This window comes from Frankia sp. Cppng1_Ct_nod, assembly GCF_920656135.1.
Classification (GTDB): Bacteria; Actinomycetota; Actinomycetes; order Frankiales; family Frankiaceae; genus Protofrankia; species Protofrankia meridionalis.
The window spans coordinates 1-26,701 of the sequence record NZ_CAKKTK010000023.1 but is presented as its reverse complement, the minus strand read 5'-3'; the positions used below and the strand labels follow the sequence as shown (position 1 = coordinate 26,701).

Genomic DNA, 26,701 nt, shown 5'->3' with positions numbered 1-26,701 from the left:
ACGGGTCGGGGCGACCCGGCGATGTGGCGGCAACGGTGAGGAAAGGCACCTCACAACCCAGCCCGGTGCAACGGTCGAGCAGCCGATCAGGCCTCGTGAACCAGGTCGACGATGTGGGCAAGCACTCCGGGATCGGTTTCGGGCAGCACACCGTGCCCGAGGTTGAACACGTGACCGTCGGCCTTGGCGCCACGCGCGCACACGTCCCGGACCTTCTCGGCAAGGACGTGTTCCGGCGCGAAGACGGCGGTCGGGTCGAGGTTGCCCTGCACCGCCCGGGCCGGGCCGATCCGCCGGGCGGCCTCGTCGAGCGGGACCCGCCAGTCCACTCCGACCACGTCCGCGCCGGCCTCGGCCATGGCGCCGAGCAGCTCACCGGTGTTCACCCCGAAGTGGATGCGCGGGACACCGCCGTCCCTGACGGCATCGAGCACACGCTGACTGTGCGGGAGGACGTAACGGCGGTAGTCGGCCTCGTCCAGGGCTCCGGCCCACGAGTCGAACAGCTGCACGGCACTGACCCCGGCTTCGATCTGCACCCGCAGGAAGCCGACCGCGATGTCGGCGAGCCGCTCCAGCAGTTCGTGCCAGAGCACGGGTTGGCCGTACATCAGCGCCTTGGTACGGGCATGCGTCCGGCTCGGGCCGCCCTCGACAAGGTAGCTGGCGAGGGTGAAAGGGGCGCCGGCGAACCCGATCAGCGGGATCGACCCCAGCTCCGCGACAAGGGTCCGCACGGCCTCGGCCACGTATGCCACGTCGTCACCGAAAAGTGGACGCAGCCGCGCCAGCCCGCCGTGGTCGCGGACCGGGTCCGCGATGACCGGACCCACGCCGGCGACGATGTCGAGGTCCACGCCGATGGCGACCAGGGGCAGCACGATGTCGGAGAACAGGATCGCGGCGTCCGGGTGGAAACGGCGGACCGGCTGCAGGGTGATCTCGGTGACCATGGCGGGGTCACGGCAGGAATCGAGCATCGCGGTCCCGGCCCGCAACTTGCGGTATTCGGGCAGTGCACGGCCGGCCTGACGCATGAACCACACCGGGGTGCGTTCGGTGGGCTCGCCACGGCAGGCCCGCAGGAACGGCGTGTCGTGAAGCTCGGACACGGGAGTGGACACGTCTGGGGCCGGTCGTCTGGGCACCGCTGCCGAATACGCCGCTGCCGAATACATGGCCTTGATGGTTGCATGCCGGCTCCGGGGCGTGCCCGATCGGCCGCCGGCGTCGCCGCGACGTCCGTCACGCCGGTCGCCTCGGACGAACACCGTGCCGGGACGCATCCGGCACGCCCGGACCGCCATGCGCAGGCCGGACACGGGTTATCTTCGACCTGACGTAGAAGAGCGGGGGGAGCGCTGCCGCCCCGAAGGAGGACGAACATGCCGGACGACAGTGAGCGCCGGTCGCGTGCAGGTACCCGGACGCTACCCGCCGCCCGGGCCGTCTCGGTCGCCGAGGCGACGTCGTTCCTGCTCCTGTTGGTGGCGACCGCGGTCAAGTACGGCGCCGACCGGCCCGGCGGCGTCCGGGTGCTCGGACCGATACACGGAGTACTCTTCCTCGCCTACTGCGCAATCATGATCGCCGTCGCCGTGGACCAACGCTGGCCCGTGTCGAAAACCCTGCTGGCGCTGGGCGCATCGGTCCTGCCGGTGGCCCCGTACTTCGTCGAACGCCGGTGGTTGCGCGGATCCGGTGCGGGTACGCCGACGGCGGATGTGGCGGTTCGGGCCGGCGGCGAATCCCAGCTCCCGACCTGACGAGAACACCGACACGGTCCGGAACCGGGCGGCCACATGCCCGGCCACATGCCAAAGGCGGGCACTCGGGACACCTGCGGACATGACTGGCAGGCACGACACGCCGGGACAGGATGCGTGGAGATACGACCGGTCCGTGCCACCGTCAGGGAAGTCGGAATCGGATGAGAGGGTCCGTGATGTCCATACGAACCCTTCTGTCATGGGCTGCCCTGGGAGTGGTGTTCGGATGGAACAGGTCCATGTGGGCGCCGACGGGTTGACTCTTCTTGCCTGCCCCGAATGCGGCGACGAGCGCGCTTTCGAACAACCGCCGTGTCAGGACGGGCATGGCATGGACTGCCCTGACCGCGCCTGTGTCGAGTGCGGGACGGCGGTGTTCCTCGACCCGCCGATCTTCCTCGACCCGAGTGCGTCCAGTACCCCGCGGCCGGTGGCTTCCCGGCCGTCCCGGGTCGGTGTGGCAAGACGTGACCGACCCGCCGGATCGCCGGTTCGCGACCAGCGCTACCATGTCGCCTGATCAGATGGCCGGCCCCGGTGGGCCGGTCGTCCATGGAACCGGCCCCACCGCGACTCAAGATCCATTCAGCGCCTGCGGCCCGGAAGTCCTAACGTGACGTCCATGGGCGCGTCGCTGTCTCCGGATGAAGCCCCACCGGTCTTCGCAGCCGCGACCCAGGCGCTGCGGGACGCGCTGGGGCGGGTCCGGTCGGAGGTCGCCGTACACGAGCTCCAGGCACCGACGAGGCTTGCGCCGTATGCGTTCGCCGTCGCCGGAGGCCTGTCCCGAGACGGCGACGAGGTCGCCTCCGGGCGTCTCATCCTCCTCGTCGATCCGGCCGGGCACAGCGCCTGGGAAGGCACCGCGAGGTTCGTCTGCTACGCGCGGGCGGCCATCGATCCCGAGATCGCCACGGACCCGTTCCTGCCCGAGGTCGTCTGGTCATGGCTGCGTGAGGCGCTGGACACCAACCAGGCCGCATACCGCGCGATGGGCGGCACCGTGACCGTCACGAACTCGAGGCGTTTCGGCGTACTCGCGGCGGACGGCGACAGCTCGGACATGGAACTGAGGTGTTCGTGGTCTCCGGACTGGGCCGAGACCTCGGGCGGTACCGGGCGCCGCGCGTGGAGACCCGTCGAGGCGGTGGCGCAACTGCACGCTTTCGCGGACCTGCTGGCAGCCATGGTGGGCCTGCCACCGCGGGTCTGTGGCGTGGTGCCCCTGCCAAGTCGCCGGGAACCATGATCATAAATCATGATGGTCCCACTCCCGTATCCCACTGTCGAGAACGCTGTGCGTCAAGGAGGCTGCCACGAGTGACAATGGACGGCTGATTCGACGTCAACCGCCGACCTCGGCCGATTTGTTCGGGCCCCGTCCGGCTGACCGCCCCGCTCAGCCGCTGTTCCCGACGTACGATCGCCGATCGTGACGTCGACGGTTCCGGACTCATCGCCCCAGGTCAGCCAAGACCCCAGCAGCAGCGGGGAGCATGCTCGTCCGCTACTCGAACCGTCCGAGGGCATACCTTCCGTAGTCGTCGACGAGGTATCACTGCGCATAGCCGCGACGGCGCTGGCCGCCGGCACCGGTCCGGTCGCCTTCGATGCCGAACGGGCGTCGGGATATCGCTACAGCCAGCGGGCCTACCTGGTGCAGATCCGCCGCCGGGGCTCGGGCACCCATCTCATCGATCCGATCGCCGTACCGGACCTCTGCGCCGTGCAGGACGCCGTCGGTGACGCCGAATGGGTCCTGCACGCCGCCAGCCAGGACCTGCCGTGCCTGTCGGAAGTCGGTCTGCGCCCCGCGACCCTGTTCGACACGGAGCTCGCCGGCCGGCTGCTGGGCTACGAGCGGGTCGGACTCGGAATCATGGTCGAGAAGGTGCTGGGTTTCACCCTCGAGAAGGGGCATTCGGCGGCCGACTGGTCGACCAGGCCGTTACCCGAACCGTGGCTACGCTACGCCGCGCTCGACGTCGAACTGCTCGTCGAGCTGCGTGACGCCCTGGAAGTCGAGCTCGACGAGCAGGGCAAGCTGCCTTTCGCACGTGAGGAGTTCGCCGCGATCGCCGCCGCTCCCCCACGTGAACCGCGACCGGAGCTGTGGCGGCGCACCAGCGGGATCCACCGCGTCCGCAGCCGTCGCCAACTCGCCGCGGTCCGTTCGATGTGGACGACCCGGGACCGGATCGCCCGGGAACGCGACATCGCACCCGGGCGGATTCTTCCCGACAGCGCGATCATCGAGGCGGTCCTCAACAACCCCGCGGACGTCGAGGCCCTCACCCGGCTGCCGGTCTTCTCTGGCCCCCGGCTGCGACGCAGTGGACGGACCTGGTTCAGCGCCCTGCGGGAGGCTGCCGGGCTGCCTGAGGACGCCCTGCCGGTGCCGACCGCGGCCGGAGGTGACGGCCTGCCCCCGCCGAACCGCTGGGCCGACCGCGATCCGGTGGCCGCCGCCCGCCTCGCCCGGGTGCGGGCCCGCCTCGGCACGATCGCGGCCGAGCGGACCATGCCGGTGGAGAACCTGCTGGAGCCGGCTCTCGCCCGCCGGATCGTCTGGTCGCCGCCGCAGCCGGCAACGGTCGAGGCCGTCACGAGGCTGCTATGCGACGGCGGCGCCCGGCCCTGGCAGGTGGAGCTCACCGCCGGGCCGATCGCCGGCTGCCTGCCCGAACCGCCCACCCGGGACGACACGGCCGACGCCGTCGACGGGTAGCCGCCGGCAGAGTTACTCATGAGTAATCTCCTGCCGTAGGCTCAGTGTGTCGGCGACCACGTCGGCTCCGGCTTCGTGCCCTCGGTCAGGAGGCACCGTGTTCCTAGCTGCCAGGGACTCCGTCCGCGACGTCGTGTTCGTCGATGGCGTCCGCACCCCCTTCGGCAAGGCGAAAGGGGTCTACTCCGAAACACGAGCGGATGATCTCATCGTCAGGGTCATCCGCGAACTGCTGCGGCGCAATCCGTCGCTGCCGGCCGAACGCGTCGACGAGGTGGCGATAGCCGCCACCACCCAGACCGGGGACCAGGGTCTGACCATCGGCCGGGTCGCGGGCATCCTGTCCGGCCTGCCGCAGTCCGTGCCCGGCTACGCCATCGACCGGATGTGCGCGGGCGCGGTCACCGCCGTCACGACCACCGCGTCCGCGATCGCCATCGGCGCCTATGACGTCGCGATCGCCGGTGGGGTGGAGCACATGGGTCGCCATCCCATGGGCGAGGGCGCGGACCCCAATCCCCGCTTCGTCTCCGAGCAGCTCGTCGACCTCTCCGCCCTGGTCATGGGCCAGACCGCGGAGAACGTGCACGACCGCTACCCGGCGATCACCAAGGCGCGGGCGGACGCGTACGCGCTCGCCTCCCAGCAGAAGGTGGCCAAGGCTTACGCGGACGGTCGGATCCAGCCCGACCTGGTCCCGGTCGCCGCCCGGCACGTCGAAAGCGGCTGGGAGCTTGTCACCGCCGACGAGCCGCCCCGCCCGGAAACCACCCTCGAAGGACTCGCCGGTCTGAAGACCCCGTTCCGCCCGCACGGCCGGGTGACCGCGGGGAACGCCGCCGGCATCAACGACGGGGCCACCGGCTGCGTCCTCGCCGCCGCGGACATCGCCGACGAGCTCGGTCTCACCGCGAAGATGACGCTGGTCGGCTTCGGCTTCGCGGGCGTCGAACCCCACGTGATGGGCGTCGGGCCGATCCCGTCCACGGAGAAGGCGTTGGCCCGCACCGGCCTGTCCATCGACGACATCGGGCTGTTCGAGCTGAACGAGGCATTCGCCGTCCAGGTGCTCGCGTTCCTCGACCACTTCAAGATCGACGATGACGACCCGCGGGTGAACCCCTACGGCGGTGCGATCGCGCTTGGGCATCCGCTGGCATCCAGCGGCGTCCGACTGATGACGCAGCTCGCACGCCAGTTCACCGAGCGTCCCGAGATCCGTTACGGGCTCACCGCCATGTGCGTCGGCCTCGGCATGGGCGCGACGACCATCTGGGAAAACCCGCACTTCGAGGGCGCGTCGGGGGCGACCGACCGGACGGGAGAAGCAGCATGAGTTCGACGCAGGTTCCAGCCTTCGACCACCCGGAAGCCCTCGACCACCCGGGCGAGGTGGTGACGCACGCCCACGTCCGCTACGTGACCCTCCCGGACGTGACCGGGCCGGTCGCGCTCATCACCCTCGACAACGGCCTCGACCACACCCGGCCGTCGACCTTCGGCCCCGCGGGCCTGCGTAACCTGCTCGCCGCCGCGGACGAGATCGAGACGCACACCCCGGCCGTGTCCGCGGTCGCCGTCACCGGCAAGCCGTTCATCTTCAGTGTTGGGGCCGACCTTTCGTTCCGGTCGTCGTTCACCGACCCGGAGGCGGCCAGGCACGCCATTCACGAACTCGGCGAACTCGGACACGCGGCCATGCGGCGGATCGGCGAGGGCAGGTTCGGCGGCCGCAAGATCCCCACGTTCGCGCTGGTCAACGGTGCGGCCATGGGCGGCGGCCTGGAACTGGCACTGCACTGCGACTACCGGGCGCTGTCGTCGTCCGTCAGCGCACTGGCCCTGCCGGAGGTCTTCCTCGGGCTGGTACCCGGATGGGGCGGAACCCAGCTGCTGGCGAACCTGGTCGGCGCGGACCGCGCGGTCACCGTCGCCGTCGAGAACCCGCTGAACCAGAACAGGATGCTCAAGGCCGGGCAAGCGTTCACGCTCGGTCTCGCCGACGTCCTGCTGGAACCGGCGGACTTCCTGGAGCAGGCTCTGCGCTGGGTCGGCCAGGTCATCCGCGGTGAGATCGACCCGGGGTCGGGGCGGGCGCCGGTGGCGCGTGGCCAGGCATGGGCGGACGCCGTCGCCCGCGGCCGGGCGCTGGCCGACGCCAGGCTGCACGGCGCCGCTCCCGCCGCCTACCGGGCGCTGGACCTGATCGAACGCGCCGAGACCGTCGATGCGGACACCGGCTACGCCGCCGAGACGGAGGCGCTCGCCGACCTCGCCGTCACCGAGGAGCTGGCCGCGGGCCTCTACGCCTTCGACCTGGTGCAGAAGCGGGCGAAACGTCCCGTCGGCGGACCGGACAAGGCGCTGGCCCGGCCGGTCACCAAGGTCGGAGTGGTCGGCGCCGGGCTGATGGCGAGCCAGCTCGCGCTGCTGTTCGCGCAGCGCCTGGAGGTTCCGGTCGTGCTGACCGACATCGACCAGGCCCGCCTCGACGCGGGGGTGGCCACGGTCCACACCGAGATCGACAACCTGCTGGCCAAGAAGCGGATCTCCCCGGACAAGGCCTCCCGGTTGCGCACGGGCGTGACCGGCTCACTGACGAAGGACGCGTTCGCTGACGCGGACCTCGTCATCGAGGCGGTGTTCGAGAATCTCGCGGTCAAGCAGAAGGTGCTGGGTGAGCTGGAGGCGGTCGTCGGCCCGCAGACCCTGCTGTTGACCAACACCTCGGCGCTGTCGGTCAGTGAGATGGCCGCGGGGCTGACGCACCCGGAGCGGGTCGCCGGGCTGCACTTCTTCAATCCGGTGGCGGTCCTGCCGCTGGTCGAGGTGGTGCGTGGCCGCCGCACCGACGACGCCGCGATCGCGACCACGCTCGCGGTGGCGAAGAAGCTGAAGAAGAACGCGGTGCTCACCGCCGACATGCCGGCATTCGTCGTCAACCGGCTACTCACCCGGTTCCTGGGCGAGGTGCTGGGCGCCGTCGAGAGCGGCACCCCGCTGACCGAGGCCGACCGTGCCCTCGAACCCCTCGGCCTGCCCATGTCACCCCTGGTGCTGCTGGCGCTGGTCGGCCCGGCGGTCGCTCTGCACGTTGCCGAGACCCTGCACACGGCCTATCCGGACCGCTTCGGCAAGCCCGAGGGTCTCGCCCGGCTGGTCGCCGCCGGGCGGACCGGCGTCTACACGTGGGGCCCGAACGGGCAGGAGGTCGACCAGGAGGCCGCCGAACTCATCCGGGTCAACACCGAAGGCGACCGTCCGGCCCTGACCGGTGACCAGGTCCGGGAGGCCGCGCTCGCCGCCCTCGCCGAGGAGATCCGCGTCCTGCTCGACGAGGGCGTGGTCGCCGAGGCTGCCGATGTGGACCTATGCCTGATTCTCGGCGCGGGATGGCCGTTCCACCTCGGCGGTATCACTCCCTACCTGGACCGCACCGGCGTCAGCGAAAAGATCACCGGTAGACGCTTCGGCAAGCCGGGTGTCGCGACCATCTCCTGACCCGGTCTCGTTCCTGACGCCGCCTTCCCGATCCGCTGTTTTCCGACGGGGGTCGCGCCGCGCGCCTGTCCGTCTGCCCACCGCTTCCCTCCGCAGGCGGACAGGCGGTAGCATCATGACAGCAAGCCTTATGATGTTACGATGCATCCATGCGGACAACGGTGACCCTCGACCCGGATGTGGCAATCGCCATCAGGGAAGTCGTCCGCGAGCGGGGCGTCTCCTTCAAGGAAGCGCTGAACACGCTTATCCGCACCGGCCTGGCAAGCCGACACCAGGATGTTCCCCCCTACCGGACGCCTACCAGATCGCTCGGGCTGCGACCGGATGTCAACCTCGACAAGGCACTGCGACTGAGTTCCGAACTCGAGGACGCAGAGATCATCAGCAAGCTCGAACTGCGCAAGTGAAGCTGCCCGACGTCAACCTGCTGATATACGCGCTCGACGACACCTCACCAAGACACGAGCCGTCGAAAGCATGGCTCGATCAGGTGCTGTCCGGCACGGAGACCATGGCATTCACCTGGCCGGTGCTTCTCGCGGTCATCCGGCTGACGACACGTGCCACGATCTTTCATAACCCGTTCCGACCGGACGAGATCCTCGACGTCGTTGACGGGTGGCTCGCCAGACCATGCGCCATGGTGGTACATCCCACTGAACGTCATGCTGCGGTACTCCGCCAGCTCCTCGGTCCGCTGGGAACGGCCGGGAACCTTACGTCCGACGCGCATCTGGCCGCCCTCGCCATCGAGCACGGTGCCGAACTGTGTTCCAGCGACGCCGACTTCGCACGCTTTCCGGGCGTCCGATGGATTGATCCGCTGAAGCCGTAGCAGAAGATCCACGATCCAGACGGCGTCGCCGGTTCAGCGAAACGATCGGTAGGCCGCTTTCGGAGTGCGCGACCTCTCACCAGGTTGCATCGTCGCTCCACGGGTTGACCAGTGGGATCCCCAGTCGGGCGAAGTCCCCGGTGTTGCGGGTGGCGAGCGTCAACTCGTGTACCGCAGCGGTCGCCGCGAGGAAGCCGTCGATGATCGGCACGGGTGTGCCGTTGCGGTCGCCGTTCGCCACAAGTACGCCCCAGGATTGCGCTACGGGGAGGTCGACCGCGAGGATGCGGTCCGCGAAGCGGGTCACCAGATCCCTGTCCAACCAGGCTGCCAGGTATGTCCGTCGACTCCCTGCCGGGAGGCGTTCGATCCCCCGACGGATCTCCGCCAGCGAGAGGACGCTGATGAACGTATGGTCCTCGTCCAGGCCGTCGATCCAGTGGACGAGGGCGGGGTCGGGACGGGGGCGCGCTCGTTCCGACAGAACGTTGGTGTCGAGCAGGACGTTCACAGATCGATGTCGCGGGAGGTTTCCCGCGGTCGCTGGATGAGGTCGGCCACCTCACCGAGCGGCGATGCGGCGAGGAAGTCGCCCAGAGTGCCGATGCGGCGTGTCTTGCGTTCCCACTCCTCGATGGACACCACGATCGCGGTCCTGCGCCCGTTACGGGTAATCGTCTGGGGTCCTTCGGATGCAGCCTGGTCGAGCATCTCGCTGAAGTGCGCCTTGGCGGATGCGGCTGTCCACTGGCTCGCTGGTTCCGTCATGACGGACCTCCAGTCAAGTAGGTCAGGATAGTCATAGTAGTCATACGACGGGCATGCCGCCACACCCGGACCGTCCCATCGGGCGTTCCGGGTGACAGGAGATGGCCGCCGGCTTCGCATGCTTTCCGGGCGTCCGATGGATTGATCCGCTGAAGTCGTAGCAGAAGATCCACGATCCGGACCGCCGGCGGTCAGCAGATCCACCGGAATCACCTGCAGCAGGCCTGCCACGAAGCGGCCGGATCACCCACCGTGGGACTGTCGGTGGTGGCTGGGAGCATGGCCGGCATGACCAACTGGAGTGCTGTTGAAAGGGCCGCGCCGGAACTCGCGGCGGCGGTCCAGGGCCGGTTCGAGGCGTATGGGCTCGCGATTCTCGCCACGCTCCGGCACGACGGCTCCCCCCGGGTGAGCGGGATCGAGCCACTGTTCGCGCTCGGTGAGCTATGGCTCGGCATGATGCCACGGTCGCGCAAGAGTCTCGACCTACAGGGCGACCCCCGCTGCGCCCTGCACAGCGCGACCACCGACAAGAACGTCACCGACGGGGACGCGCGGATCAGCGGCCGGGCCGTCAGCGTCAGCAACCAAGCCGACCTGGACGCCTTCCGCGGCGCGTTCACGGCGGCGACCGGCCGGCAGGTGCCGCTGCTCGGCGACCTGTACCGGGTGGACGTCACCGAACTGTCGATGATCAGACCGACAGGCGATCACCTTGTGATCGAGTTCTGGAAGGAGGGCGGCGAGCCTCAGCGCATCGAACGCCGTTGATCCCACCGCCGTTGATCCCACCGCCGCACTGGATCTACCGACCCGCGGTGATGGGTGTGGACGAGCTCACCTCACCATCGGGGGTGGCACCGGGTCGCCTCCCCGACCACCCGCGCGGGGGCGCAGCATCATCCCGACCGCGGCCCACAGCAGGTCCGCCACGGTCACGAACAGCCGGATGACCAGGGCGAGCAGCGTCGCCGGGCCACTCGCCAGCGCCGGGGCCAGCGCAAGGATGAGCACGGCCTCCCGCACGCCCGCGCCGGCCGGGACAACGAGCACGAGGAACCCGGCCGTCCACGCGAGCGCGTACCCGCCCGTGGACAGCAGGAGCAGCCGCGGGCCGTGCACGGACGGCCCAAGATCGCGGGCCAGCAGCCAGGTCGCCACCCCGGACGACACGAAGCTCGCCAGCAGCCAGCCGGCGGCGGCCAGCACCCGGCGGCCGGCGAGTTCCTGCTCCAGCGGCGGGCGGCGCAGCAGCCGGAACGCGAACGCCAACAGCCTCGACAGCACCGGCGGGTACAGCAACACCGCGAACACCGGCACGACCAGCAGCGCGAAGGCGTAGTGACGTAACGCGGTTGCCGAGGCGAACGGCAGGGTCACGGCGGCGACCACGCCGCCGCAGGGAACCGCCAGGGCAAGCACGATCAGGCTCGCGGACGCGGCCTTCGTCCGGGAGACGCCATGGTCGCGTGACAGTTCCATCTGCGCCAGGACCGGCCACACGCTGCCCGGGATGTATTTGCCGACCTGCCCGACGAAGAAGACCCGGACGGCGGCGCGCAGCGGCAGCACCGCGCCGAGCCCGACCAGCAATGACCGCCACGCCAGCACGGTCATGCCGACCGCCCCCATGGTGAGGGCACCGGAGGCGACCACGCCGAGGACGGTCAGCGCGTCGAACGACGCCCGAACGGCGTTCCACCGACCGACCAGAGCGACCACCAGCAGCCCCACCGCGGCCAGCAGCGCCGCCCGTACCAGCCACCGGCGCAGGCCCGGACGATCCGGTCCGCGGCGGGGAGGCCGACGAACGGCCGGCCCTGCGGCTCCGACCTCAGAAGGCAGCATCCAACCAGCCTAAAAGCGCCCGGGCGGAGAACCGCCCGGATACGGCCGGTCGGCCCCTTGCGTCGCGGGGCAAGCACGGCGGGACGACGCCTGCAGGTCCGGAGGGTACGGTCACCCCTGCCGGGGTATCCGTACCCTCCGGACCTGCGCTGACCTGTGTTTGCCGGGCCGTGGTGGATCCAGCTCAGAGCTGGCCCGCGGCGGTCTCCTCCTCGGCTTCGTCCGCGAGAACGGGCGCGCGACCGGCGACCATCTCGACGACCTTACGGGCGAGTTCCTGAGCGGACAGGCCGATGTCGGCCATCACCTCGGGACGCTTGCCCTGGTCGAGGAAGGCCTGTGGGATGCCGAAGTCCCGCAGTGGCACGTCCACGTCGGCGTCCCGCAGCATCTGCGCGAAGGTCGATCCGACCCCACCGACCCGGCCGTTGTCCTCGACCGTGACCACGAGCGAGTGCATCCGCGCCAGGTCGACGAGCGCCGGGTCGAGCGGCTTCACCCACCGCGGGTCGACGACGGTGATCCCGATGCCGTGGCTCGCGACCCGCTCGGCGACCTGTAGACAGGTGCTCGCCATCACTCCGACCGCGACCAGCAGCACCTCCCGCGACTGGGTGACCTCCGGCGACCGGTAGAGGATGTCGACCGACCCGACCCGATCGATCGCGGGGATGTCCGGGTTGACCTTGCCCTTGGCGAACCGAACCACCGACGGCCCGTCGGAGATCGCCAATGCCTCCCGCAGCTCGGCGCGCAGCGTGGGTGCGTCCCGCGGCGCGGCAAGCGACAGTCCGGGCACGAGCTGGAGGAAGGACATGTCCCACATGCCGTTGTGGGACGGCCCGTCCTCACCGGTGACACCAGCCCGGTCCAGGACGAAGGTCACCGGCAGCCGGTGCAGGGCGACGTCCATCAGTACCTGGTCGAAGGCACGGTTGAGGAACGTCGCGTACACACAGACCACGGGCTTGAGGCCGCCCATGGCCAGACCGGCGGCCGAGGTCACCGCGTGCTGCTCGGCGATACCCACGTCGAACACCCGGTCGGGGAAGGCCGAGGCGAACTTCTGCAGACCGACCGGCTGCAGCATGGCTGCGGTGAGGGTGACCACGTCCGGACGTTCCCGGCCGATCTGGACGATCTCGTCGGAGAACACACCCGTCCAGCTGGTACCGCCACCGGCGGTCGTCGGCTTGCCGGTGCTCGGGTCGATCACCCCGACAGCGTGGAAGCAGTCGGCGTCGTCCTGCTCGGCCGCAGGATAGCCGAAGCCCTTGCGGGTCACGCAGTGGACGATGACAGGGCCACCGAAGTCCCGGGCACGCCGCAACGCGGACTCCACCGCGTGGACGTCGTGCCCGTCCACCGGTCCGACGTACTTCAGGCCGAGGTCCTCGAACATGCCCTGTGGCTGGACGACGTCCTTGATGCCCCGCTTGATGCCGTGCAGGGCGTCGTAGAGCGGCGGGCCGACCAACGGCGTCCGGCCCAGCACCTGTTTGACGACGTCGAGGACCTGTTCGTATTCGGGAGCGAGCCGCAGCGAGGCGAGATGATCGGCGAGCCCGCCGATCGTCGGGGCGTAGGAACGCCCGTTGTCGTTGACGACGACGATCACCGGACGGTCCGCCGCGGCGATGTTGTTCAACGCCTCCCAGCACATACCACCGGTCAACGCACCGTCACCTACGACGGCAATGACCGACCGGGACTCACCGCGCAACGCGTATGCCCGTGCCAACCCGTCCGCGTAGGACAACGCTGTGGAGGCGTGTGAGTTCTCGATGATGTCGTGCGGTGACTCCGTCTGGCTGGGATAGCCGGAAAGGCCACCACGCTGGCGCAGGTCGACGAACGCGTCCCCACGGCCAGTCAGAATCTTGTGAACATACGACTGATGACCGGTATCCCAGAGAACCCGGTCATGCGGTGAGTCGAACACCCGGTGGATCGCCATGGTGAGCTCGACAGCGCCGAGATTCGGCCCGAGATGCCCACCTGTACGCGCCACCGCGTGAATAAGAAAATCCCGGATCTCCGCCGCCAGGGCGGGGAGGTCCTCTGCTGCCAGCCTTTTCAGATCGTGCGGACTGCGAACGGTCGACAGAAGCGACACCGGCACTTCCTCTCCGTGCACTCCCTCCCCCTTATTTTTTGAGGGGATCGGCCCTGGACGCCGCTCAGTCTACGCAGGTCAACGGATCAGCCGGCGTCACAGATTGGACATGTGAACACGTCCCAAAATGAAGGCGACCGGACCGGCCAGCCCCTACGATGTATCGCTCCCCGACCTCCGCGGGCTCATCGGGCAACCCACGCCTCCCCTACTGCGACCGGCCGACGTGACGGGGAGAGCCGAGTTAGGATCAGCCATGGTCGATCGCCGGAGGACCGGTGGGCATGGTCAGCGCTCTTCCAGCAACGCCACACACTCGACATGCGCGGTCATCGGGAACAGATCGAATGCCCGCAGACCGACAAGCGAGTAACCCTGCGTAACAGCCACGGCCAGGTCGCGGGCGAGCGAGGCGGGATCACAGGACACGTACGCCACCGCACGCGGGCGAAGGGCAAGCAGCGCGCGCATCACGGCCGCGCCCGCTCCCGCCCGAGGCGGATCGAGAACCACGACGTCGGCACCGGCTCCGGCCAACCCGCGCAGGGACGCGGGCGACACCCGGACACCGCGCAACGACACCTGCGGCAGATCGGCGAGGCTGCGGGCGGCGGACGCCACTGCCTGCGGGTCGGACTCCATCGCCACCACGCGGCCACCCGGGCCGACGGCCTCGGCCAGCGAGGCCGCGAACAGACCGGCACCGGCGTACAGGTCGAGCGCGGTCTCCCCGGCGCGGGGTGTAAGGCCGGTCAGCACCGCGTCCACCAGCGCGTCGGGCGCGCCGGGGTGAACCTGCCAGAACACCCCGGGATCCAGCCGGAAGCGCCGGCCGCGCACCGACTCCACGACTTCGGCTTCGGCATCGGCATCGGCATCGGCATCGGCTGCGACCGGTGTGACGACCACGGTGCCGCTCGACACGCTCGCCGCAACCTCGACCGCGTCCACGCCTTCGAATCTCCGGCCGGCGACCGCCGCACGTACCAGCGGGTGCGCGATCCGGCAGTCCGCCGCGGGAACGACCTCGTGGGAACGGCTCCCACGCAACGCGACCTCACCCCGCTCGGTCAACGTGTACCGCATCCGGGTACGCCAGCCAAGACCCTCGGGCGCGCCGTCGAGCGCCTCCACCTCCACCGGATGGTCCAGCCCGGCCAGCCGGTGGAGCTGCTCGCGGACCACCTCGGCCTTGAACCGCCGCTGTGCGGCAACGGAAGCATGCTGCCAGTCGCATCCCCCGCAGCGGCCGGCACCGGCGTGCGGGCACGGCGGGTCCACCCGGTCCGTGGACGCCCGCAGCACCTCGACGGCGTCCGCCCGCCAGTACCGGGCATGCGACGTGTCAGTCAGCCGGGCCCGCACCCGCTCCCCCGGCAACGCATGCCGGACGAAGACCACCCGCCCGTTGTCACGCGCCACGCAGGTCCCCCCGTGCGCGACCGGCCCCACCTCAAGTTCGACCACGTCCCCGGGCCTGCCGGTGTCCCGCCCGGGAGCGCCGGGCCGGGGCGGGCGGGCGCTCATCGCCGGGGCACGCCGGCCGTGCCGACGCCCGTTCCCTCCGGCGGGGTCCCGGAGGCGTCCCGCTCCGGCGAGGCGACCGTCTCCCCGATCCGGGCGCCGACCGACGTCCGGCCGGCCCCTGCCGGGACGCCGGGGGCCGGCTGACCTCCAGCGACCGTGCCGGCCGCCCGGCGGACGGCCCCCGGCACGGTCCGGTCCTGACGTCGGCCGGCCTGCTCGGACGAGACGAGCTGCCAGGGGACGCTGGTGACCATGACCCCAGGTTGGTAGAGCAACCGGGCCTTGAGCCGCAGCGCGCTCTGGTTATGCAGCAGCTGTTCCCACCAGTGCCCGACGACGTACTCGGGGATGAAGACGGTGACCACGTCGCGGGGGCTCTCCCGTCGGATGCCGGCGACGTACTCCAGCACCGGTCGGGTGATCTCACGGTAGGGCGAAGCGAGCTCCACCAGGTCGATGCCGATCCCTCGTTCCTCCCACGCCAGGCGCAGCCGTTCGGCCTCGGCGGGGTCGACGGCCACGGTGACCCCGACAATGGTGTGCGGGCGGGTGGCCTTGGCATAGGCCAACGCCCGCAGGGTTGGCGCATGCAGTTTACTGATCAGGATCACAGCGTGGATCCGGGACGGCAACGTCGGCGGTCCGGGTTCGGGCTGTAGCTCGAGGGCGACCCGGTCGTAGTGGCCACGGATCGCCCGCATCCCCGCGAAGATCACCGGTATGGCGACGCAGACGATCCACGCGCCGCGGGTGAACTTGGTCGCGAGCACGATGACGAGCACGGTGGCGGTCAGACAGGCGCCGGTGAAGTTGATGACCTGGGCGCGTCGCATGCGACGCCGGGCCGCCGGATCGGTCTCGTCGCGCAGCAACCGCTCCCAGTGCGTGACCATCCCGGTCTGGCTGCACACGAAGGAGATGAACACCCCGACGATGTAAAGCTGGATCAGCCGGGTGACCTCGGCGTGGAAGGCGACGATCAGGGTGATCGCGAAGCCGGCGAGCAGCAGGATGCCGTTGCTGTAGGCCAGCCGGTCACCGCGGGTGTGCAGCTGGCGGGGCAGGTAGCCGTCCCGGGCGAGGATCGACCCGAGCACCGGGAAACCGTTGAAGGCAGTGTTGGCCGCGAGCACCAGGATGAGTGCGGTAACGGCGGCGATGTAGACGAACCCGATCGACCTGTCACCGAACACCGCACCGGCAACCTGGGCGATCACTGTCGGCTGCTCGCCGTGGGCACCGACGAGGTCCGAGGTTCTTTCCGCCACCCGCACACGCGAGATGATCGCAAGCGCGGTGACCCCGAGAAACAGCGTGGTCGCGATCAGACCCATCGCCAACAACGTGGACGCCGCGTTGCGGCTCTTGGGCTTACGGAAGGCCGGCACCCCGTTGCTGATCGCCTCGACACCGGTCAGCGCGGTGCATCCGGAGGAGAAGGCGCGTAGCGCAAGGAACACCGTGGCAAGGCCACCGAACGACGACTCGGCCTGGATCTGGTAGTCGGCGCTCACCGCTCGGGGGGTGTGGCCAAGGGCCGCCCGCACCAGGCCAACAACAATCATGACCGCGATGCCGAACATGAAACCGTAGGTCGGGACGGCGAACGCCGTACCCGACTCACGCACGCCGCGCAGGTTCATCAGCGTCAGCACGATGACGAGGACAACGGCGACCAGCACCTTGTGCTCGCCTATGGCGGTCACCGCGGACGCCAGGTTGGCCACGCCCGCCGACACCGACACCGACACCGTCAGCACATAGTCGACCATCAGGGCGCTCGCGACGGTGAGCCCCGCCGACCGTCCCAGGTTCGTGGAGGCGACCTCGTAGTTCCCGCCTCCGCTGGGATAGGCGTGCACGTTCTGCCGGTAGGACGCGACAACGGTCAGCATCACGACCACCACCGCGGCCGCGATCCACGGAGTGAAGTGGTAGAACGCGACTCCGCCCAGGGACAGGACAAGGAGAATCTCCTCGGTGGCGTACGCCACCGAGGACAACGCGTCGCTGGCGAACACCGGCAACGCGACACGCTTCGGCAACAACGTCTCGCCGAGCCTGTCGCTCCCGAGAGGTCGACCGACGAAACCGCGCTTGAGGCGGTCCGTGAGCCTCACGCGGCGATGCTACCGAGAAATGTGACCGGCGCCGCATCCGTGTGACATGAGCGATACCTGCGCCTACCGGGAACGGCGACGCGTCGACCGGGGCCGGCCAGGGGGCTACGCTCTGCCGCGTGCATGTGGTGATCCTCGGTTGCGGCCGGGTCGGTTCAGCGCTCGCCCGCAGCGTCGACCGGTTCGGGCACAGCGTCGCGATCATCGATCAGGACCCGGGTGCCTTCGCCCGGCTGCCTGCGGACTTCGCCGGCCGGACGGTCACCGGTGTCGGTTTCGACCAGGCCACCCTGATCGAGGCGGGCATCCGGGACGCGGCGGCGTTCGCCGCGGTCTCCAGCGGCGACAACTCCAACATCATATCCGCCCGGATCGCACGGGAGATGTTCGGTGTGGGCAGGGTCGTCGCCCGCATCTACGACCCTCGCCGTGCCGAGGTGTACGAACGACTCGGGATTCCCACCGTCGCCACCGTCCGGTGGACCCGCGACCAGATCCTGCGCCGCCTCGTCCCGGACGCCATCACCCCGGAATGGTCGGACACCTCCGGGACGATCGCGCTGACCGAGATGACGCCGTCCACGGCCTGGGTAGGACTACGGGTGTCCGCGTTGGAAAGTGCCGCGGGTATCCGGGTCGCCTGCCTCACCCGCTTCGGCGAGGGGCTGCTCCCCGACGCCCGCACCCTGATCCAGGACGGCGACACGCTGCACGTCGTGTTCGCCCGGTCACGGGCAACGGAGGTGGAGACTGTGCTTCGGACCGGACCGACGGACGGTCGGCCTTGATGCAGCCACGGCGGATCGCTATCGCCGGCGCAGGCAAGGTCGGCCGTTCCATCGCCGCCGAGTTGATCGACAACGGTTCCGAGGTCCTGCTGATCGAACGGGACCCGGGCAAGATACGCGCCGAGGCGCTTCCCGCCGCCACCTGGCTGCTGGCGGACGCGTGCGAGCTTTCCTCCCTGGAAAGCGCCAACCTGCAGGACTGCGCGGTCATGGTCGCCGCCACCGGGGACGACAAGGTCAACCTGGTCGTGTCGTTACTGGCCAAGACCGAGTTCGGGGTCCCCCGGGTCGTCGCGCGAGTCAACCACCCGAACAACGAGTGGCTGTTCACCGAGGCGTGGGGGGTCGACGTGGCCGTGTCCGCACCACGGCTGCTGACCGCCCTGGTCGAGGAGGCGGTGAGCGTCGGCGACCTCGTCCGGCTCATGCGCTTCATCCAGGGCGACGCGTCCCTGGTGGAACTGACTCTTTCCGAGGACTCCCCGGTGATCGGGGAACGTATCAGCGACGTGGTGCTGCCCGCCGACGCGGCGCTGGTGGCGATCCTGCGCGGTGGGCGGGTCGTGCTGCCTTCTCCCGACGCCACTTTGGAGGCGGGCGACGAGGTGCTCGCCGTGGTCACCACCGGCGGGGACGTCGAGACCGCCCTCAGCGCGGCGCTGGGTGGAACCCCCGTGGCCACGCACCCGTCACCACTGGGCTAGCGTCACCACGGGGCTAGCGTCACCACGGGGCTAGCGCGGATTTCCACCCCGGCCCCCACCGGTGTTCCTCACCCCGGCCACCCCTGAAGGTCGTCAGGCCGACGCTTGCGCGTCAGGGAGTCGTCGCCGGTCTGTTGACGGGATGATTCTCGTCGTAGTGATGGCGAGGGATGACCGGGGCGTCACGGCCGGTGCCCGGCGTTCCACGACGCGGATTGTCATCCTGCTTCGAGGTCTCCTCGTGGTATTCCTCCTCGACGTTCACACTCCACACGTCGTGATGCGTACCGAGCGCGATGTTCTCGGCGGTGAGCATCGCCGTGTACATCGAATGATCCTGGTTGTTGTACCGGTGCATCCCGTTGCGACCGACCGGGTGGACGTTCGGGGCGTGCTCCCCCAGCCAGTCAACGATCCGCGCCACATTCGCCCGGTAATGCTCGTCGTAGAAGGGATAGGCCTTCGGCATGCGCACGACGTAGCCGGTCTCCACCTCGGCCGGGTCGACCAACCCGAGAATCCCGAGCTCACGCCTGCCCTGCTCGATCAGCTCCTCGTCGGGTTTGTTCCACGTCTCGTCACCCTCGAACACGAAGTACTCCAGGCCCAGGCAGGTACGGCCGTCCTTCACCAGGTGGGGCGACCACGAACCGAAGTTCTGGATACGACCGACCTTGACCTGGGGAGCGTGGATGTAGATCCAGTTGTCGGGGAAGCCGGCCGACTCGGGGACGACAAGGGCGACGGTGAGGAAGTCCCGGTACCGCAGGTCGCCGGCTGCCCGCACGGCGATGTCGGCCGCGGGCGGATCCACCGCCTTCAGCAGCTGCGAGATCGGCATCGAGGAGATGACGTGGGTGCACGGATACTCGGTACGAGCCCCGTGCGCGGTCTCGGCGACCACGGACACCGCCCTGCCGTCCTCATGGCGGATGCCGACGACCCGGGCGTTCATGACCACCGTGACGCCCCGGGCCTCGACCAGGTCACGGCACCGCTCCCACATCATGCCGGGGCCGTGCTTGGGATACTGGAACTCCTCGATGAGCGATGTGATGTGCTTCTGGTTCCGGCTGGGGAGCAGCGCGTTCACCACGGCGTTGAACAGCGAGAGGTTCTTGATGCGCTGAGCCGCGAAGTCCGCCGGCAGCTTGTGGACCGGGACGCCCCACAGCTTCTCGTTGTACGTCTTGAAGAAGTGCCTGTACAGCCGCCAGCCGAATCGGGCCACGATCCAGCCCTCGAGCGTCTCCTGATCCTTCGGTGGCCGGATACGTGCCCACACGTAGGACATCACGCAGAGAAAGGCCTCCCAGATCCCGAGGTTCTTCAGCGCGTTCGACGCCTTCAGCGGATAGTCGTAGTACCTGCCGTCGTAGTAGATGCGGCTCATCCGGGGGCGCAGCATGAAGTCCTCGTCGGGCAGGACCCTGTGCCAGAAGGCCTCGACCTCCCTCACCTTGGTGAAAAAGCGGTGCCCACCGATGTCGAACCGCCAACCATCGCGCTCGACCGTGCGGCTGATGCCACCGACGACCGAATCCGCCTCGAGGACCGTCGAGGTGATGCCGTGACGGACGGCCAGCTCGTACGCGGCCGTCAGCCCCGCCGGCCCGGCACCGATGACGACGATCCCCGGCGAAAGCGCACCGTCCGTTCCCACCACTGCCTACCCCCTTCGGCCCCAGCCCCTCGGCTGCGGTCCGCCTGCTCGTCCGGTCGGAGGCGCCCCGCCACCCGCGCCTGCCTGAACTCTGGCGGGAACATGCGACCACGCCGGTCCGGTCGGCGCTTACAGAGCACCTCGCCCGCGTTGCCCATGCGGGGATGCTACAGATCGACGATCTGACTCGTGCCGCCGGTCAGTTCGTCGCCCTTGTCATGGGTACAGCCTGGTGGATGACGGAATTCGGCACCTGAAGACCGGTGTCCTGGCCAACCTCGCCGAGACCGGCCTCGGGCTTGAACCCCCAGAGCCTGTAGCCCTACGAGTTCAACGTCGGTAAGTGGCGTCAGGGCCGGTCGCAAGGCCGAAAGCAGCTACCCATCCGCTCCAGGTCGGAGGCATCTTTCCCACTCGATCATCGTTCATGTCGGTGTGTCACGAACTCCCGAGGCCGGTGGTCTGTAGTTGCTGGACGTCAACGACCACTATTTCGATGCTTGACGCTCCTGGTTAGTGGTGTTAGCTTACCCGGAAGCCGGTCGATCCAGCGGTCATCGTTGTTGTTATCGAACCGGTAGTTATGGCCGTCTCGGTCGGCGGCATACTCACCCTTCTGAAGCAGCGCCGAGGAGGGATTCTGTTACGATGCTGGAAGTGGTGAACCTCAGAAAATCATACAAAGATATTGACGCACTTCGTGGTGTCGATCTCCACATCGCAGGAGGTGAGATAGTCGGGGTACTCGGCAGGAACGGCGCCGGCAAGACGACGATGGCATCGATTTTCGCGGGCACCTGCCCTCTCGACGGAGGCAGCGTCCATATCGACGGTCTCGATATCTCCCGCCGGCCCGTCCCGGCTCGCCGCAAGGTCGGGTACGCGGCGCAGGAAATCAGCATCTACCCGGTCCTGAGCGTCCGCGAGAACCTGCGTTTCTTCGGCGAACTCTGCGGCCTGCGGGGACGGGGCCTTCGCGAACGTTGCGAGGAGGTTGCCGCCGCGGTCCGGTTGGAGGGTCATCTGGCCAGAAGAGGATCGGATCTGTCCGGCGGTGAGAAGCGTCGTCTGCATACAGGCATCGCACTGATGGGAAGACCCCTGCTACTCATTCTCGACGAGGTGACCGCGGGTGTCGACACACAGAGCCGTGCCGTGATCCTGGCGCTGGTACGAAAGCTGGCCACCGAGGGCGCGGCGGTCTACTATTCGACGCACTACCTTCCCGAGATCGAGGAGATCGGTGCTTCGGTGGTTATTCTGAAGGACGGCCTCGTCGCCGCCAGGGGTGCTATAGAATCCGTCGTGGCCGAGCATTGCCAGCCGATGGTGCGCGTCGTTTTCTCCGCGGAGCCGCTCCTCGGACCGATTTCTTTTCCGACGCGTCGACGAGGCCCGGTGGTCGAAATATACGCGGACGCGCCGTCCGTCATTCTGCCCCGGGTGCTCGCGGAATTCGGCTCGGCTTCCGAGACAATTCGTTCCGTCGAACTCGTCCAGCCGAGCCTGGAGTCCGCTTATCTCCGGGTGACCGGTGAACCCGACGACGAAACGCCTCTGGAGAAGATCCGCGATGTCGCTCTGGCGTAGCTGGGCGGTCGCGAAGCAGGATCTACGCCTGGTGGCCCGTGAGCCGGTACCTTTCCTGCTCGCCACCGTGATGCCGTTGATTCTCATGGCCTTCATCAAGCCCGCGGCACGAGCCTCCGTGTTGTCACCCGTGAATCCACACCTCAATGGCGCGGAGCAGGCTGTTCCAGGTATGACCGTGATGTTCGGTTTTCTGCTGGCCGGCGCCGCTGGATTCAACGTGTTCCGGGAACACGGCTGGAATACCTGGAACCGCCTGCGGACGTCACACTGCACGACCACCGAGCTGCTGCTGGGCAAGGCCACGGCGCCGGTCCTGATGATCGCTACGAGCGGGGCTGTAGTCCTGTCAGTCGGTTCTGTCCTGTTTGACCTGCGCATCCGTGGAAGTCTCTGGCTACTCGCCCTGACCGCGGCAAGCCTCGTCCTCTGCGCGACCACCTTCACGTTCATGTGCGTCGCGCGCAGTCGGTCAGTCAGCCATCTGAACGCGTTCGCGAACATCGGTGCGCTTCTCTTCGCGGGTCTCGGCGGTGCGTTAACCCCCGTCAACGTCATGCCTGACTGGGCGCAGACAGTAGCGCCCGTGGTTCCCAGCTACTGGCTGATGCGAGCGAGCAACAACGTCATCATCGATGGTGCCGGGTTTGCGGAGACCCTCCCTTCCCTGGGCATCGTACTACTGTTTTCGACTGGCTTTCTCATCATCGCCTCCACCGGATTCAAGGTTTCTCAGCGAAAGGCTTCCTGGGTGTGATATGAAGATGCTTCGCCGCCAGGCCACCGTGACCAACATCGTCCGCTCGCGCCGTTCCGGCGGAGCCCGGTACGAGGAGGCACGTTTGTCATGTCCGTAAGCTCGCCCCTGACCTCGAAGTTCGACCCCACCCGTATCTCCGCCGACTCGGTCCACGGATTCGGACCGGAAACATTCGTTACTCTTCCCCCCACTGTCCAACATTTAGCACGTGGACTTCCGGTGGAGTTCCACTGCCACGGCATCGGCTCGGCGGACTTCTCCGACCTCGGCCGTCTCTCCCTGTCCGCCGTCGAGGAAGCGGCAGCCCGTGAGGGCATACGATGCGTACCCACGCTGTACCTGCCCTTCAGCCGTTTCGAGGCGTTTCTCGCCATGATGCAACGGTTTTCCGAACGAAGGGCCGACGGGCTGCACGAAAACATCGTCGGATTTGCGGTCGAGGGCCCGATGCTGGGCAGCTTCGGGGGTACCCCGGAGGACGGGGTGTGGCTTCCCACCCGTCGGGAGTGGCTCCAACTCGCCGAATGCGGGCCGCTGGGCCTGCGGTATGTTGTGATCTCCCCCGACGCGTTGCTTCCCGACTCCCCCCTCGCCGCGGCGAAGACCCTCGAGCATCCCGAGCTGGAATGGATTGTGCGGACATTGCTCGAGCACGGAGTCCGGCCCGCGCTCGGCCATTTCCTCAAGACCTCTCCCGAGGCTTCCGCAGAATGCGTCCAACGTACGGTGGAAAGCGCACGTGAGGCGGGGGCCCGCCCCTTCTCCGGTGATGTGACGACGGACCATCTGTTCAACGACATGCCGTTGCGGTTCGTCCATGCGTGGCGGACGAGGCAGGACCGCGAACGCAGGCAGGTCGAACTGGCCGCCGCCGACCTCGCGAGCTGGTCCATCGACACCGTTCTGGAACAGTGTGGCCCGGTGCCCGGCACCATCATGCGCGAGGCGCATCTGGGTGGCTTGGTCGCCTGCCTGAACTTCGATGGCGAACACGTGGACATCGAGGTGGCGAAACGGGCCGCCGAATTAATCGGCTCCCGTTCGGTCATCGCGATGACGGACCGCACCGACAGACCTTTCCTCGGCAGCCAGGCGCTCAGCCGCCGGGCGGACAACTCGCTGTACTACCAGGCCAAGGGTATTGTCGCGGCTGGCTCACGGGACATCGACGCGCAGATAGACAACATGCGTCACTGCGGCATCAGCGAGGCCGACATCTGGACCATGGTGATGGCGACTCCCTCCCGAGTCCTCGGCCTACCCCAGTGCGATGCCCCGCAGACCTATCTGACCTGCGTCGGGACGGACGGGAAGCGCTACTTCCGCAGCGGCGACGAGTGGGCGACCCCCTGTCGGGAGACATTCGGAAGCACCACGTGAGTGCCCGGTGTGTCATCCTCGCCGCGGGCGAGGGCCGAAGGCTTCGGCCTCTTACCGAACACCTGCCGAAGCCGATGCTGCCCGTTGCCAACATGCCCCTGCTCGCGCACAACCTGGCCCTCGCCGCGGAGTTCGACATGCCGTCGGTAGGGGTCAACGTGCACCATGCCGCGGATGCCGTCATGGAAGCCTTCGGTGACGGTGGTGCCTGGGGAACCCGGATCACCTGGCGACGAGAACCCGTGCTCACCGGTCCCGCCGGGGCGCTGACCGCTTTCGATGGCTGGCTGCCGTCCGTGCCGTTCGTGGTGATGTCGGGTGACGCTCTGCACACCATCGACCTCGCGAGCCTCCTGGAGGCACACACCCGCTCGGGCGCCCGCCTGTCGGTCGTGGTTCAGGAGGTCGAGGACGCCGGCCGTTACGGCGTCGCGAGGACCGACCACGCGGGCTTCGTCGTGTCGTTCGCGGAGAAGCCGGCGGTGAGCAGGGGCCGGCGAGGCCTGGTCAGCTGTGGCGTCTATTGCGTCGATCCGACCCTGGTCGCGAGAATCCCACGCGGATGTGTCTACGACTTCGGCGCGCATCTGATCCCAGAGCTGGTCGCGGCGGGTGAACGGGTGCTCGCCTTCGAACATGAGGGTTACTGGACGGACATCGGCACCCCGGAAACCTTCCGCCGGGCCAACCTCGACGCTGTCAGTGGTGTCGTCCCGCTGAAAACACTGCCGGTCGGTGACGACGTGGGCCGTGGCCCGGTGTTGTGGGGGCGGGGTGTGCAGGTCGGACGCCGGGCTGAGGTCATCGGCCCGGCGGTGATCGGGGACGACGCGGTGATCGGGGACGACGCCGCGGTCCATTGCAGTGTGCTGCTGAACAGCGCCGTGGTCGCGCCCGCGACGTTCGTGGTCGACGCCGTCGTCGGTGCACGCGGCCCCGTGCAGACGGGCCTGCGATGAAGGTCTGCATCCTGACATCCACCTTCCATCCGCTGGTCGGCGGTGCCGAGACCTACGCGAAGACGATGGCCACCGGATTGGCCGATGCTGGGCACGAGGTTGTCGTCGTCACCGACGACCAGCGGCACCTACGTCAGGACCGCGAGGCGGATGACCACGGTTCGCAGACCGTGTCGGCCGAAATACCCGGCGTTGAGATATGTCGGTTGGATACTCTCGGTGCACTGTTCCACGCACGGACGAAGGTGCTGTGGGAACAGATGTCCTTCGGCCTGCTTCCCGACCTGGCCGCACTCGTCGGTGATGTCGATCTGATCCACGCGAACTGCCACGAGGGCGCGCTGCTCGCCTCGATGGTCGGTCTGGACCGGGCGCTGCCAGTCGTCGCGACCTTCCACGACCAGGCACCGGAGGACGGCCCGATGGGAGCGGGCAGATCCCGCCTCGTCTACCGGCACCTGCCGATCGACCGGTTCATCGTGCCGAGCCGCTTCTACGCGCAGAAGGCACTGTCCTTCGGCGCGCAGAGCAGCCGTGTTCAGGTCGTCTATCTGGGAATCGACGTCAAACGCTTCCGGCCGGGCGACCAGGCGGCGGCGCGGGCGGCCCTCGGGATCACCGGTCGCGGCCCACTCGTCGTCTGCGCTGCGACACTGAAACCGCGCAAGGGGCTCCGTCCGCTGGTCCGGGCCTTCGCCGAGGTCCATCGTCACCGGCCGGACACCCGGCTGCTCATCGCGGGCGCCGCGGACCTGTTCAGCCGCGACTATGCCGACGCGCTACGCGCCGACATCGATCGGTGGAATCTCGATCAGGCCGTTCGCGTCGACGAGGGACTTTCTCACGACGACATGCCGCTGGTGTTCCAGGCGGGTGACATCGTTGTCCAGCCGAGCCTGGCCGAGGGGCTCGGTCTGGCATTGCTGGAGGGGATGGCAACCGGGCTGCCCGCGCTCGGAACGGACATCACCGGGATCAGCGAAATCATCGAGTCCGGAGTCAACGGGCTGCTGGTCCCGCCGGACGACCCGCCCGCGCTGGCCGAGGCCCTGCTGGACATCCTCGGACGCCCCGACCTCGCGGACCGCCTGAGGCATGCCGGCTTCGCAACGGCCACGGATCGCTTCAGCCACGACCGGATGGTCGCCGCTACGATCAAGAGCTATCACGAGGTGCGGCTTGCGAAGACGGGCGTCCGCTGATGACGTTCTGCGCAAGCTGCGGAACAGCGCTCCCGTCGGTGCCTCCGGTGCGATGTGCCGGTTGCGGTCGGACGAGCTATCTGAACTCGCCGTGCTGCGCCGGAGCCCTCGTCGTCCATGACCGGCGGTTACTGCTGGCGCGCAGGACGATCGAACCATGGGCGGGCCACTGGGACATCCCGGGCGGCTACTGCGAACCGGGCGAACACCCGCGGGACTGCGCCGTCCGGGAGACGTATGAGGAAACCGGCCTTCGGGTCGTGACGACCGGGTTGCATGGCATCTGGCTCGACCCGCCGGGCAGTTCAGGTTCCGAGGCGGGCACGATCTGCGTCTTCTACCACGCGATCCTCGCGCCTACATCCGCCCCCGACCCGTTCGCGGTGGCCGGGAGTTCCGTGCTGCCCGCCGCCGGTGACCCGACCGGGTATGGCGAGACG

The 26,701-nt window shown here is 68.5% G+C and carries 26 protein-coding genes; 18 read left to right on the top strand and 8 right to left on the bottom strand.

From position 1 onward, the window contains the following. Positions 1-86 precede the first annotated feature (86 nt). Entirely contained in the window at positions 87-1,178 is a 1,092-nt protein-coding gene (gene hemE, locus NBW77_RS09240; RefSeq protein WP_131746564.1) for a uroporphyrinogen decarboxylase, read from the bottom strand. Positions 1,179-1,385: 207 nt separating this feature from the next. Here hemE and NBW77_RS09235 point away from each other — a divergent pair, with 207 nt between their 5' ends. The 8 genes from NBW77_RS09235 to NBW77_RS09200 all read left to right on the top strand — a co-directional run bounded on the left by NBW77_RS09235 (position 1,386) and on the right by NBW77_RS09200 (position 8,836). Beyond that, on the top strand, positions 1,386-1,766 hold the full coding sequence (locus NBW77_RS09235) for a DUF3817 domain-containing protein (protein ID WP_250279570.1): 381 nt from the start codon (positions 1,386-1,388) through the stop codon (positions 1,764-1,766). A gap of 229 nt (positions 1,767-1,995) precedes the next feature. Beyond that, positions 1,996-2,289, top strand: coding sequence for a hypothetical protein (locus NBW77_RS09230; protein WP_131746528.1), 294 nt, complete (start codon positions 1,996-1,998; stop codon positions 2,287-2,289). A gap of 102 nt (positions 2,290-2,391) precedes the next feature. Then, on the top strand, positions 2,392-3,018 hold the full coding sequence (locus tag NBW77_RS09225) for a DUF3000 domain-containing protein (protein WP_165486034.1): 627 nt from the start codon (positions 2,392-2,394) through the stop codon (positions 3,016-3,018). 183 nt (positions 3,019-3,201) lie between these two features. Next, the gene (locus NBW77_RS09220; protein WP_131746526.1) at positions 3,202-4,497 is read left to right on the top strand and encodes a ribonuclease D; all 1,296 of its coding nucleotides are present in this window, start codon (positions 3,202-3,204) and stop codon (positions 4,495-4,497) included. A 97-nt stretch (positions 4,498-4,594) separates the two neighbouring features. Continuing rightward, on the top strand, positions 4,595-5,833 hold the full coding sequence (locus NBW77_RS09215; RefSeq protein ID WP_131746525.1) for a thiolase family protein: 1,239 nt from the start codon (positions 4,595-4,597) through the stop codon (positions 5,831-5,833). Beyond that, a complete protein-coding gene (locus NBW77_RS09210; protein ID WP_131746524.1) occupies positions 5,830-7,998 on the top strand; it encodes a 3-hydroxyacyl-CoA dehydrogenase NAD-binding domain-containing protein in 2,169 nt (722 codons plus the stop codon). Before NBW77_RS09215 ends, NBW77_RS09210 begins: the two co-directional genes overlap by 4 nt. A 149-nt stretch (positions 7,999-8,147) precedes the next feature. Continuing rightward, positions 8,148-8,408, top strand: a complete 261-nt coding sequence (locus NBW77_RS09205) for an antitoxin (RefSeq protein ID WP_131746523.1) — start codon at positions 8,148-8,150, stop codon at positions 8,406-8,408. After that, on the top strand, positions 8,405-8,836 hold the full coding sequence (locus NBW77_RS09200; protein ID WP_131746522.1) for a type II toxin-antitoxin system VapC family toxin: 432 nt from the start codon (positions 8,405-8,407) through the stop codon (positions 8,834-8,836). The genes NBW77_RS09205 and NBW77_RS09200 overlap by 4 nt, the downstream gene beginning before the upstream one ends. 76 nt (positions 8,837-8,912) lie before the next feature. On the opposite strand, the gene NBW77_RS09195 is transcribed toward NBW77_RS09200, so the two are convergent. Both NBW77_RS09195 and NBW77_RS09190 read right to left on the bottom strand, forming a co-directional pair. After that, the gene (locus NBW77_RS09195) at positions 8,913-9,347 is read right to left on the bottom strand and encodes a type II toxin-antitoxin system VapC family toxin (protein WP_131746521.1); all 435 of its coding nucleotides are present in this window, start codon (positions 9,345-9,347) and stop codon (positions 8,913-8,915) included. Beyond that, entirely contained in the window at positions 9,344-9,604 is a 261-nt protein-coding gene (locus NBW77_RS09190; RefSeq protein WP_131746520.1) for a type II toxin-antitoxin system Phd/YefM family antitoxin, read from the bottom strand. Before NBW77_RS09190 ends, NBW77_RS09195 begins: the two co-directional genes overlap by 4 nt. 288 nt (positions 9,605-9,892) lie before the next feature. Between NBW77_RS09190 and NBW77_RS09185 the strand changes: the two genes are divergently transcribed. After that, a complete protein-coding gene (locus NBW77_RS09185; protein ID WP_165486030.1) occupies positions 9,893-10,375 on the top strand; it encodes a pyridoxamine 5'-phosphate oxidase family protein in 483 nt (160 codons plus the stop codon). A 66-nt stretch (positions 10,376-10,441) separates the two neighbouring features. Here NBW77_RS09185 and NBW77_RS09180 read toward each other — a convergent pair whose 3' ends face one another. The 4 genes from NBW77_RS09180 to NBW77_RS09165 all read right to left on the bottom strand — a co-directional run bounded on the left by NBW77_RS09180 (position 10,442) and on the right by NBW77_RS09165 (position 17,215). Next, positions 10,442-11,452 (bottom strand): lysylphosphatidylglycerol synthase domain-containing protein, encoded by a 1,011-nt coding sequence (locus NBW77_RS09180; RefSeq protein ID WP_131746518.1) that lies wholly within the window; start codon positions 11,450-11,452, stop codon positions 10,442-10,444. A 184-nt stretch (positions 11,453-11,636) separates the two neighbouring features. Then, the gene (gene dxs, locus NBW77_RS09175) at positions 11,637-13,568 is read right to left on the bottom strand and encodes a 1-deoxy-D-xylulose-5-phosphate synthase (RefSeq protein ID WP_131746562.1); all 1,932 of its coding nucleotides are present in this window, start codon (positions 13,566-13,568) and stop codon (positions 11,637-11,639) included. Between the two features lie 288 nt (positions 13,569-13,856). Next, on the bottom strand, positions 13,857-15,095 hold the full coding sequence (locus NBW77_RS09170; RefSeq protein ID WP_250279569.1) for a class I SAM-dependent RNA methyltransferase: 1,239 nt from the start codon (positions 15,093-15,095) through the stop codon (positions 13,857-13,859). Then, positions 15,092-17,215 carry an APC family permease gene (locus NBW77_RS09165; protein ID WP_131746517.1) on the bottom strand — a complete coding sequence of 708 codons (2,124 nt, stop codon included), beginning with the start codon at positions 17,213-17,215 and terminating at the stop codon, positions 15,092-15,094. Before NBW77_RS09165 ends, NBW77_RS09170 begins: the two co-directional genes overlap by 4 nt. A gap of 119 nt (positions 17,216-17,334) precedes the next feature. Here NBW77_RS09165 and NBW77_RS09160 point away from each other — a divergent pair, with 119 nt between their 5' ends. Both NBW77_RS09160 and NBW77_RS09155 read left to right on the top strand, forming a co-directional pair. Continuing rightward, positions 17,335-18,003, top strand: coding sequence for a potassium channel family protein (locus NBW77_RS09160; protein ID WP_131746516.1), 669 nt, complete (start codon positions 17,335-17,337; stop codon positions 18,001-18,003). Then, the gene (locus NBW77_RS09155; protein ID WP_131746515.1) at positions 18,003-18,707 is read left to right on the top strand and encodes a potassium channel family protein; all 705 of its coding nucleotides are present in this window, start codon (positions 18,003-18,005) and stop codon (positions 18,705-18,707) included. The genes NBW77_RS09160 and NBW77_RS09155 overlap by 1 nt, the downstream gene beginning before the upstream one ends. 112 nt (positions 18,708-18,819) lie before the next feature. Here NBW77_RS09155 and NBW77_RS09150 read toward each other — a convergent pair whose 3' ends face one another. Continuing rightward, a complete protein-coding gene (locus tag NBW77_RS09150) occupies positions 18,820-20,373 on the bottom strand; it encodes an NAD(P)/FAD-dependent oxidoreductase (protein WP_242605783.1) in 1,554 nt (517 codons plus the stop codon). Between NBW77_RS09150 and NBW77_RS09145 the strand changes: the two genes are divergently transcribed. From NBW77_RS09145 to NBW77_RS09115, 7 genes are all read left to right on the top strand, one after another. Next, positions 20,373-20,627, top strand: coding sequence for a TetR/AcrR family transcriptional regulator C-terminal domain-containing protein (locus NBW77_RS09145; protein ID WP_131746559.1), 255 nt, complete (start codon positions 20,373-20,375; stop codon positions 20,625-20,627). The genes NBW77_RS09150 and NBW77_RS09145 overlap by 1 nt on opposite strands. 391 nt (positions 20,628-21,018) lie before the next feature. Next, the gene (locus tag NBW77_RS09140) at positions 21,019-21,960 is read left to right on the top strand and encodes an ABC transporter ATP-binding protein (protein WP_131746514.1); all 942 of its coding nucleotides are present in this window, start codon (positions 21,019-21,021) and stop codon (positions 21,958-21,960) included. Next, the gene (locus NBW77_RS09135; RefSeq protein ID WP_131746513.1) at positions 21,944-22,717 is read left to right on the top strand and encodes an ABC transporter permease; all 774 of its coding nucleotides are present in this window, start codon (positions 21,944-21,946) and stop codon (positions 22,715-22,717) included. The genes NBW77_RS09140 and NBW77_RS09135 overlap by 17 nt, the downstream gene beginning before the upstream one ends. 90 nt (positions 22,718-22,807) lie before the next feature. Then, the gene (locus tag NBW77_RS09130) at positions 22,808-24,100 is read left to right on the top strand and encodes a hypothetical protein (RefSeq protein WP_165486028.1); all 1,293 of its coding nucleotides are present in this window, start codon (positions 22,808-22,810) and stop codon (positions 24,098-24,100) included. Further along, positions 24,097-25,059, top strand: coding sequence for a nucleotidyltransferase family protein (locus NBW77_RS09125; protein WP_165486027.1), 963 nt, complete (start codon positions 24,097-24,099; stop codon positions 25,057-25,059). Before NBW77_RS09130 ends, NBW77_RS09125 begins: the two co-directional genes overlap by 4 nt. Next, a complete protein-coding gene (locus NBW77_RS09120) occupies positions 25,056-26,261 on the top strand; it encodes a glycosyltransferase family 4 protein (protein WP_131746511.1) in 1,206 nt (401 codons plus the stop codon). The genes NBW77_RS09125 and NBW77_RS09120 overlap by 4 nt, the downstream gene beginning before the upstream one ends. Positions 26,262-26,308: 47 nt before the next feature. Then, a partial coding sequence (locus NBW77_RS09115; protein ID WP_250279566.1) for an NUDIX hydrolase occupies positions 26,309-26,701 on the top strand: 393 nt, incomplete at its 3' end.

Excerpts from the sequence above, each read along its gene's own strand:
- hemE (WP_131746564.1), bottom strand. The coding sequence starts at position 1,178 with ATGTATTCGGCAGCGGCGTATTCGGCAGCGGTGCCCAGACGACCGGCC.
- NBW77_RS09235 (WP_250279570.1), top strand. The coding sequence starts at position 1,386 with ATGCCGGACGACAGTGAGCGCCGGTCGCGTGCAGGTACCCGGACGCTA.
- NBW77_RS09230 (WP_131746528.1), top strand. The coding sequence starts at position 1,996 with ATGGAACAGGTCCATGTGGGCGCCGACGGGTTGACTCTTCTTGCCTGC.
- NBW77_RS09225 (WP_165486034.1), top strand. The coding sequence starts at position 2,392 with ATGGGCGCGTCGCTGTCTCCGGATGAAGCCCCACCGGTCTTCGCAGCC.
- NBW77_RS09210 (WP_131746524.1), top strand. The coding sequence starts at position 5,830 with ATGAGTTCGACGCAGGTTCCAGCCTTCGACCACCCGGAAGCCCTCGAC.
- NBW77_RS09205 (WP_131746523.1), top strand. The coding sequence starts at position 8,148 with ATGCGGACAACGGTGACCCTCGACCCGGATGTGGCAATCGCCATCAGG.
- NBW77_RS09190 (WP_131746520.1), bottom strand. The coding sequence starts at position 9,604 with ATGACGGAACCAGCGAGCCAGTGGACAGCCGCATCCGCCAAGGCGCAC.
- NBW77_RS09185 (WP_165486030.1), top strand. The coding sequence starts at position 9,893 with ATGACCAACTGGAGTGCTGTTGAAAGGGCCGCGCCGGAACTCGCGGCG.
- NBW77_RS09180 (WP_131746518.1), bottom strand. The coding sequence starts at position 11,452 with ATGCTGCCTTCTGAGGTCGGAGCCGCAGGGCCGGCCGTTCGTCGGCCT.
- NBW77_RS09170 (WP_250279569.1), bottom strand. The coding sequence starts at position 15,095 with ATGAGCGCCCGCCCGCCCCGGCCCGGCGCTCCCGGGCGGGACACCGGC.
- NBW77_RS09155 (WP_131746515.1), top strand. The coding sequence starts at position 18,003 with ATGCAGCCACGGCGGATCGCTATCGCCGGCGCAGGCAAGGTCGGCCGT.
- NBW77_RS09140 (WP_131746514.1), top strand. The coding sequence starts at position 21,019 with ATGCTGGAAGTGGTGAACCTCAGAAAATCATACAAAGATATTGACGCA.
- NBW77_RS09135 (WP_131746513.1), top strand. The coding sequence starts at position 21,944 with ATGTCGCTCTGGCGTAGCTGGGCGGTCGCGAAGCAGGATCTACGCCTG.
- NBW77_RS09130 (WP_165486028.1), top strand. The coding sequence starts at position 22,808 with ATGTCCGTAAGCTCGCCCCTGACCTCGAAGTTCGACCCCACCCGTATC.
- NBW77_RS09120 (WP_131746511.1), top strand. The coding sequence starts at position 25,056 with ATGAAGGTCTGCATCCTGACATCCACCTTCCATCCGCTGGTCGGCGGT.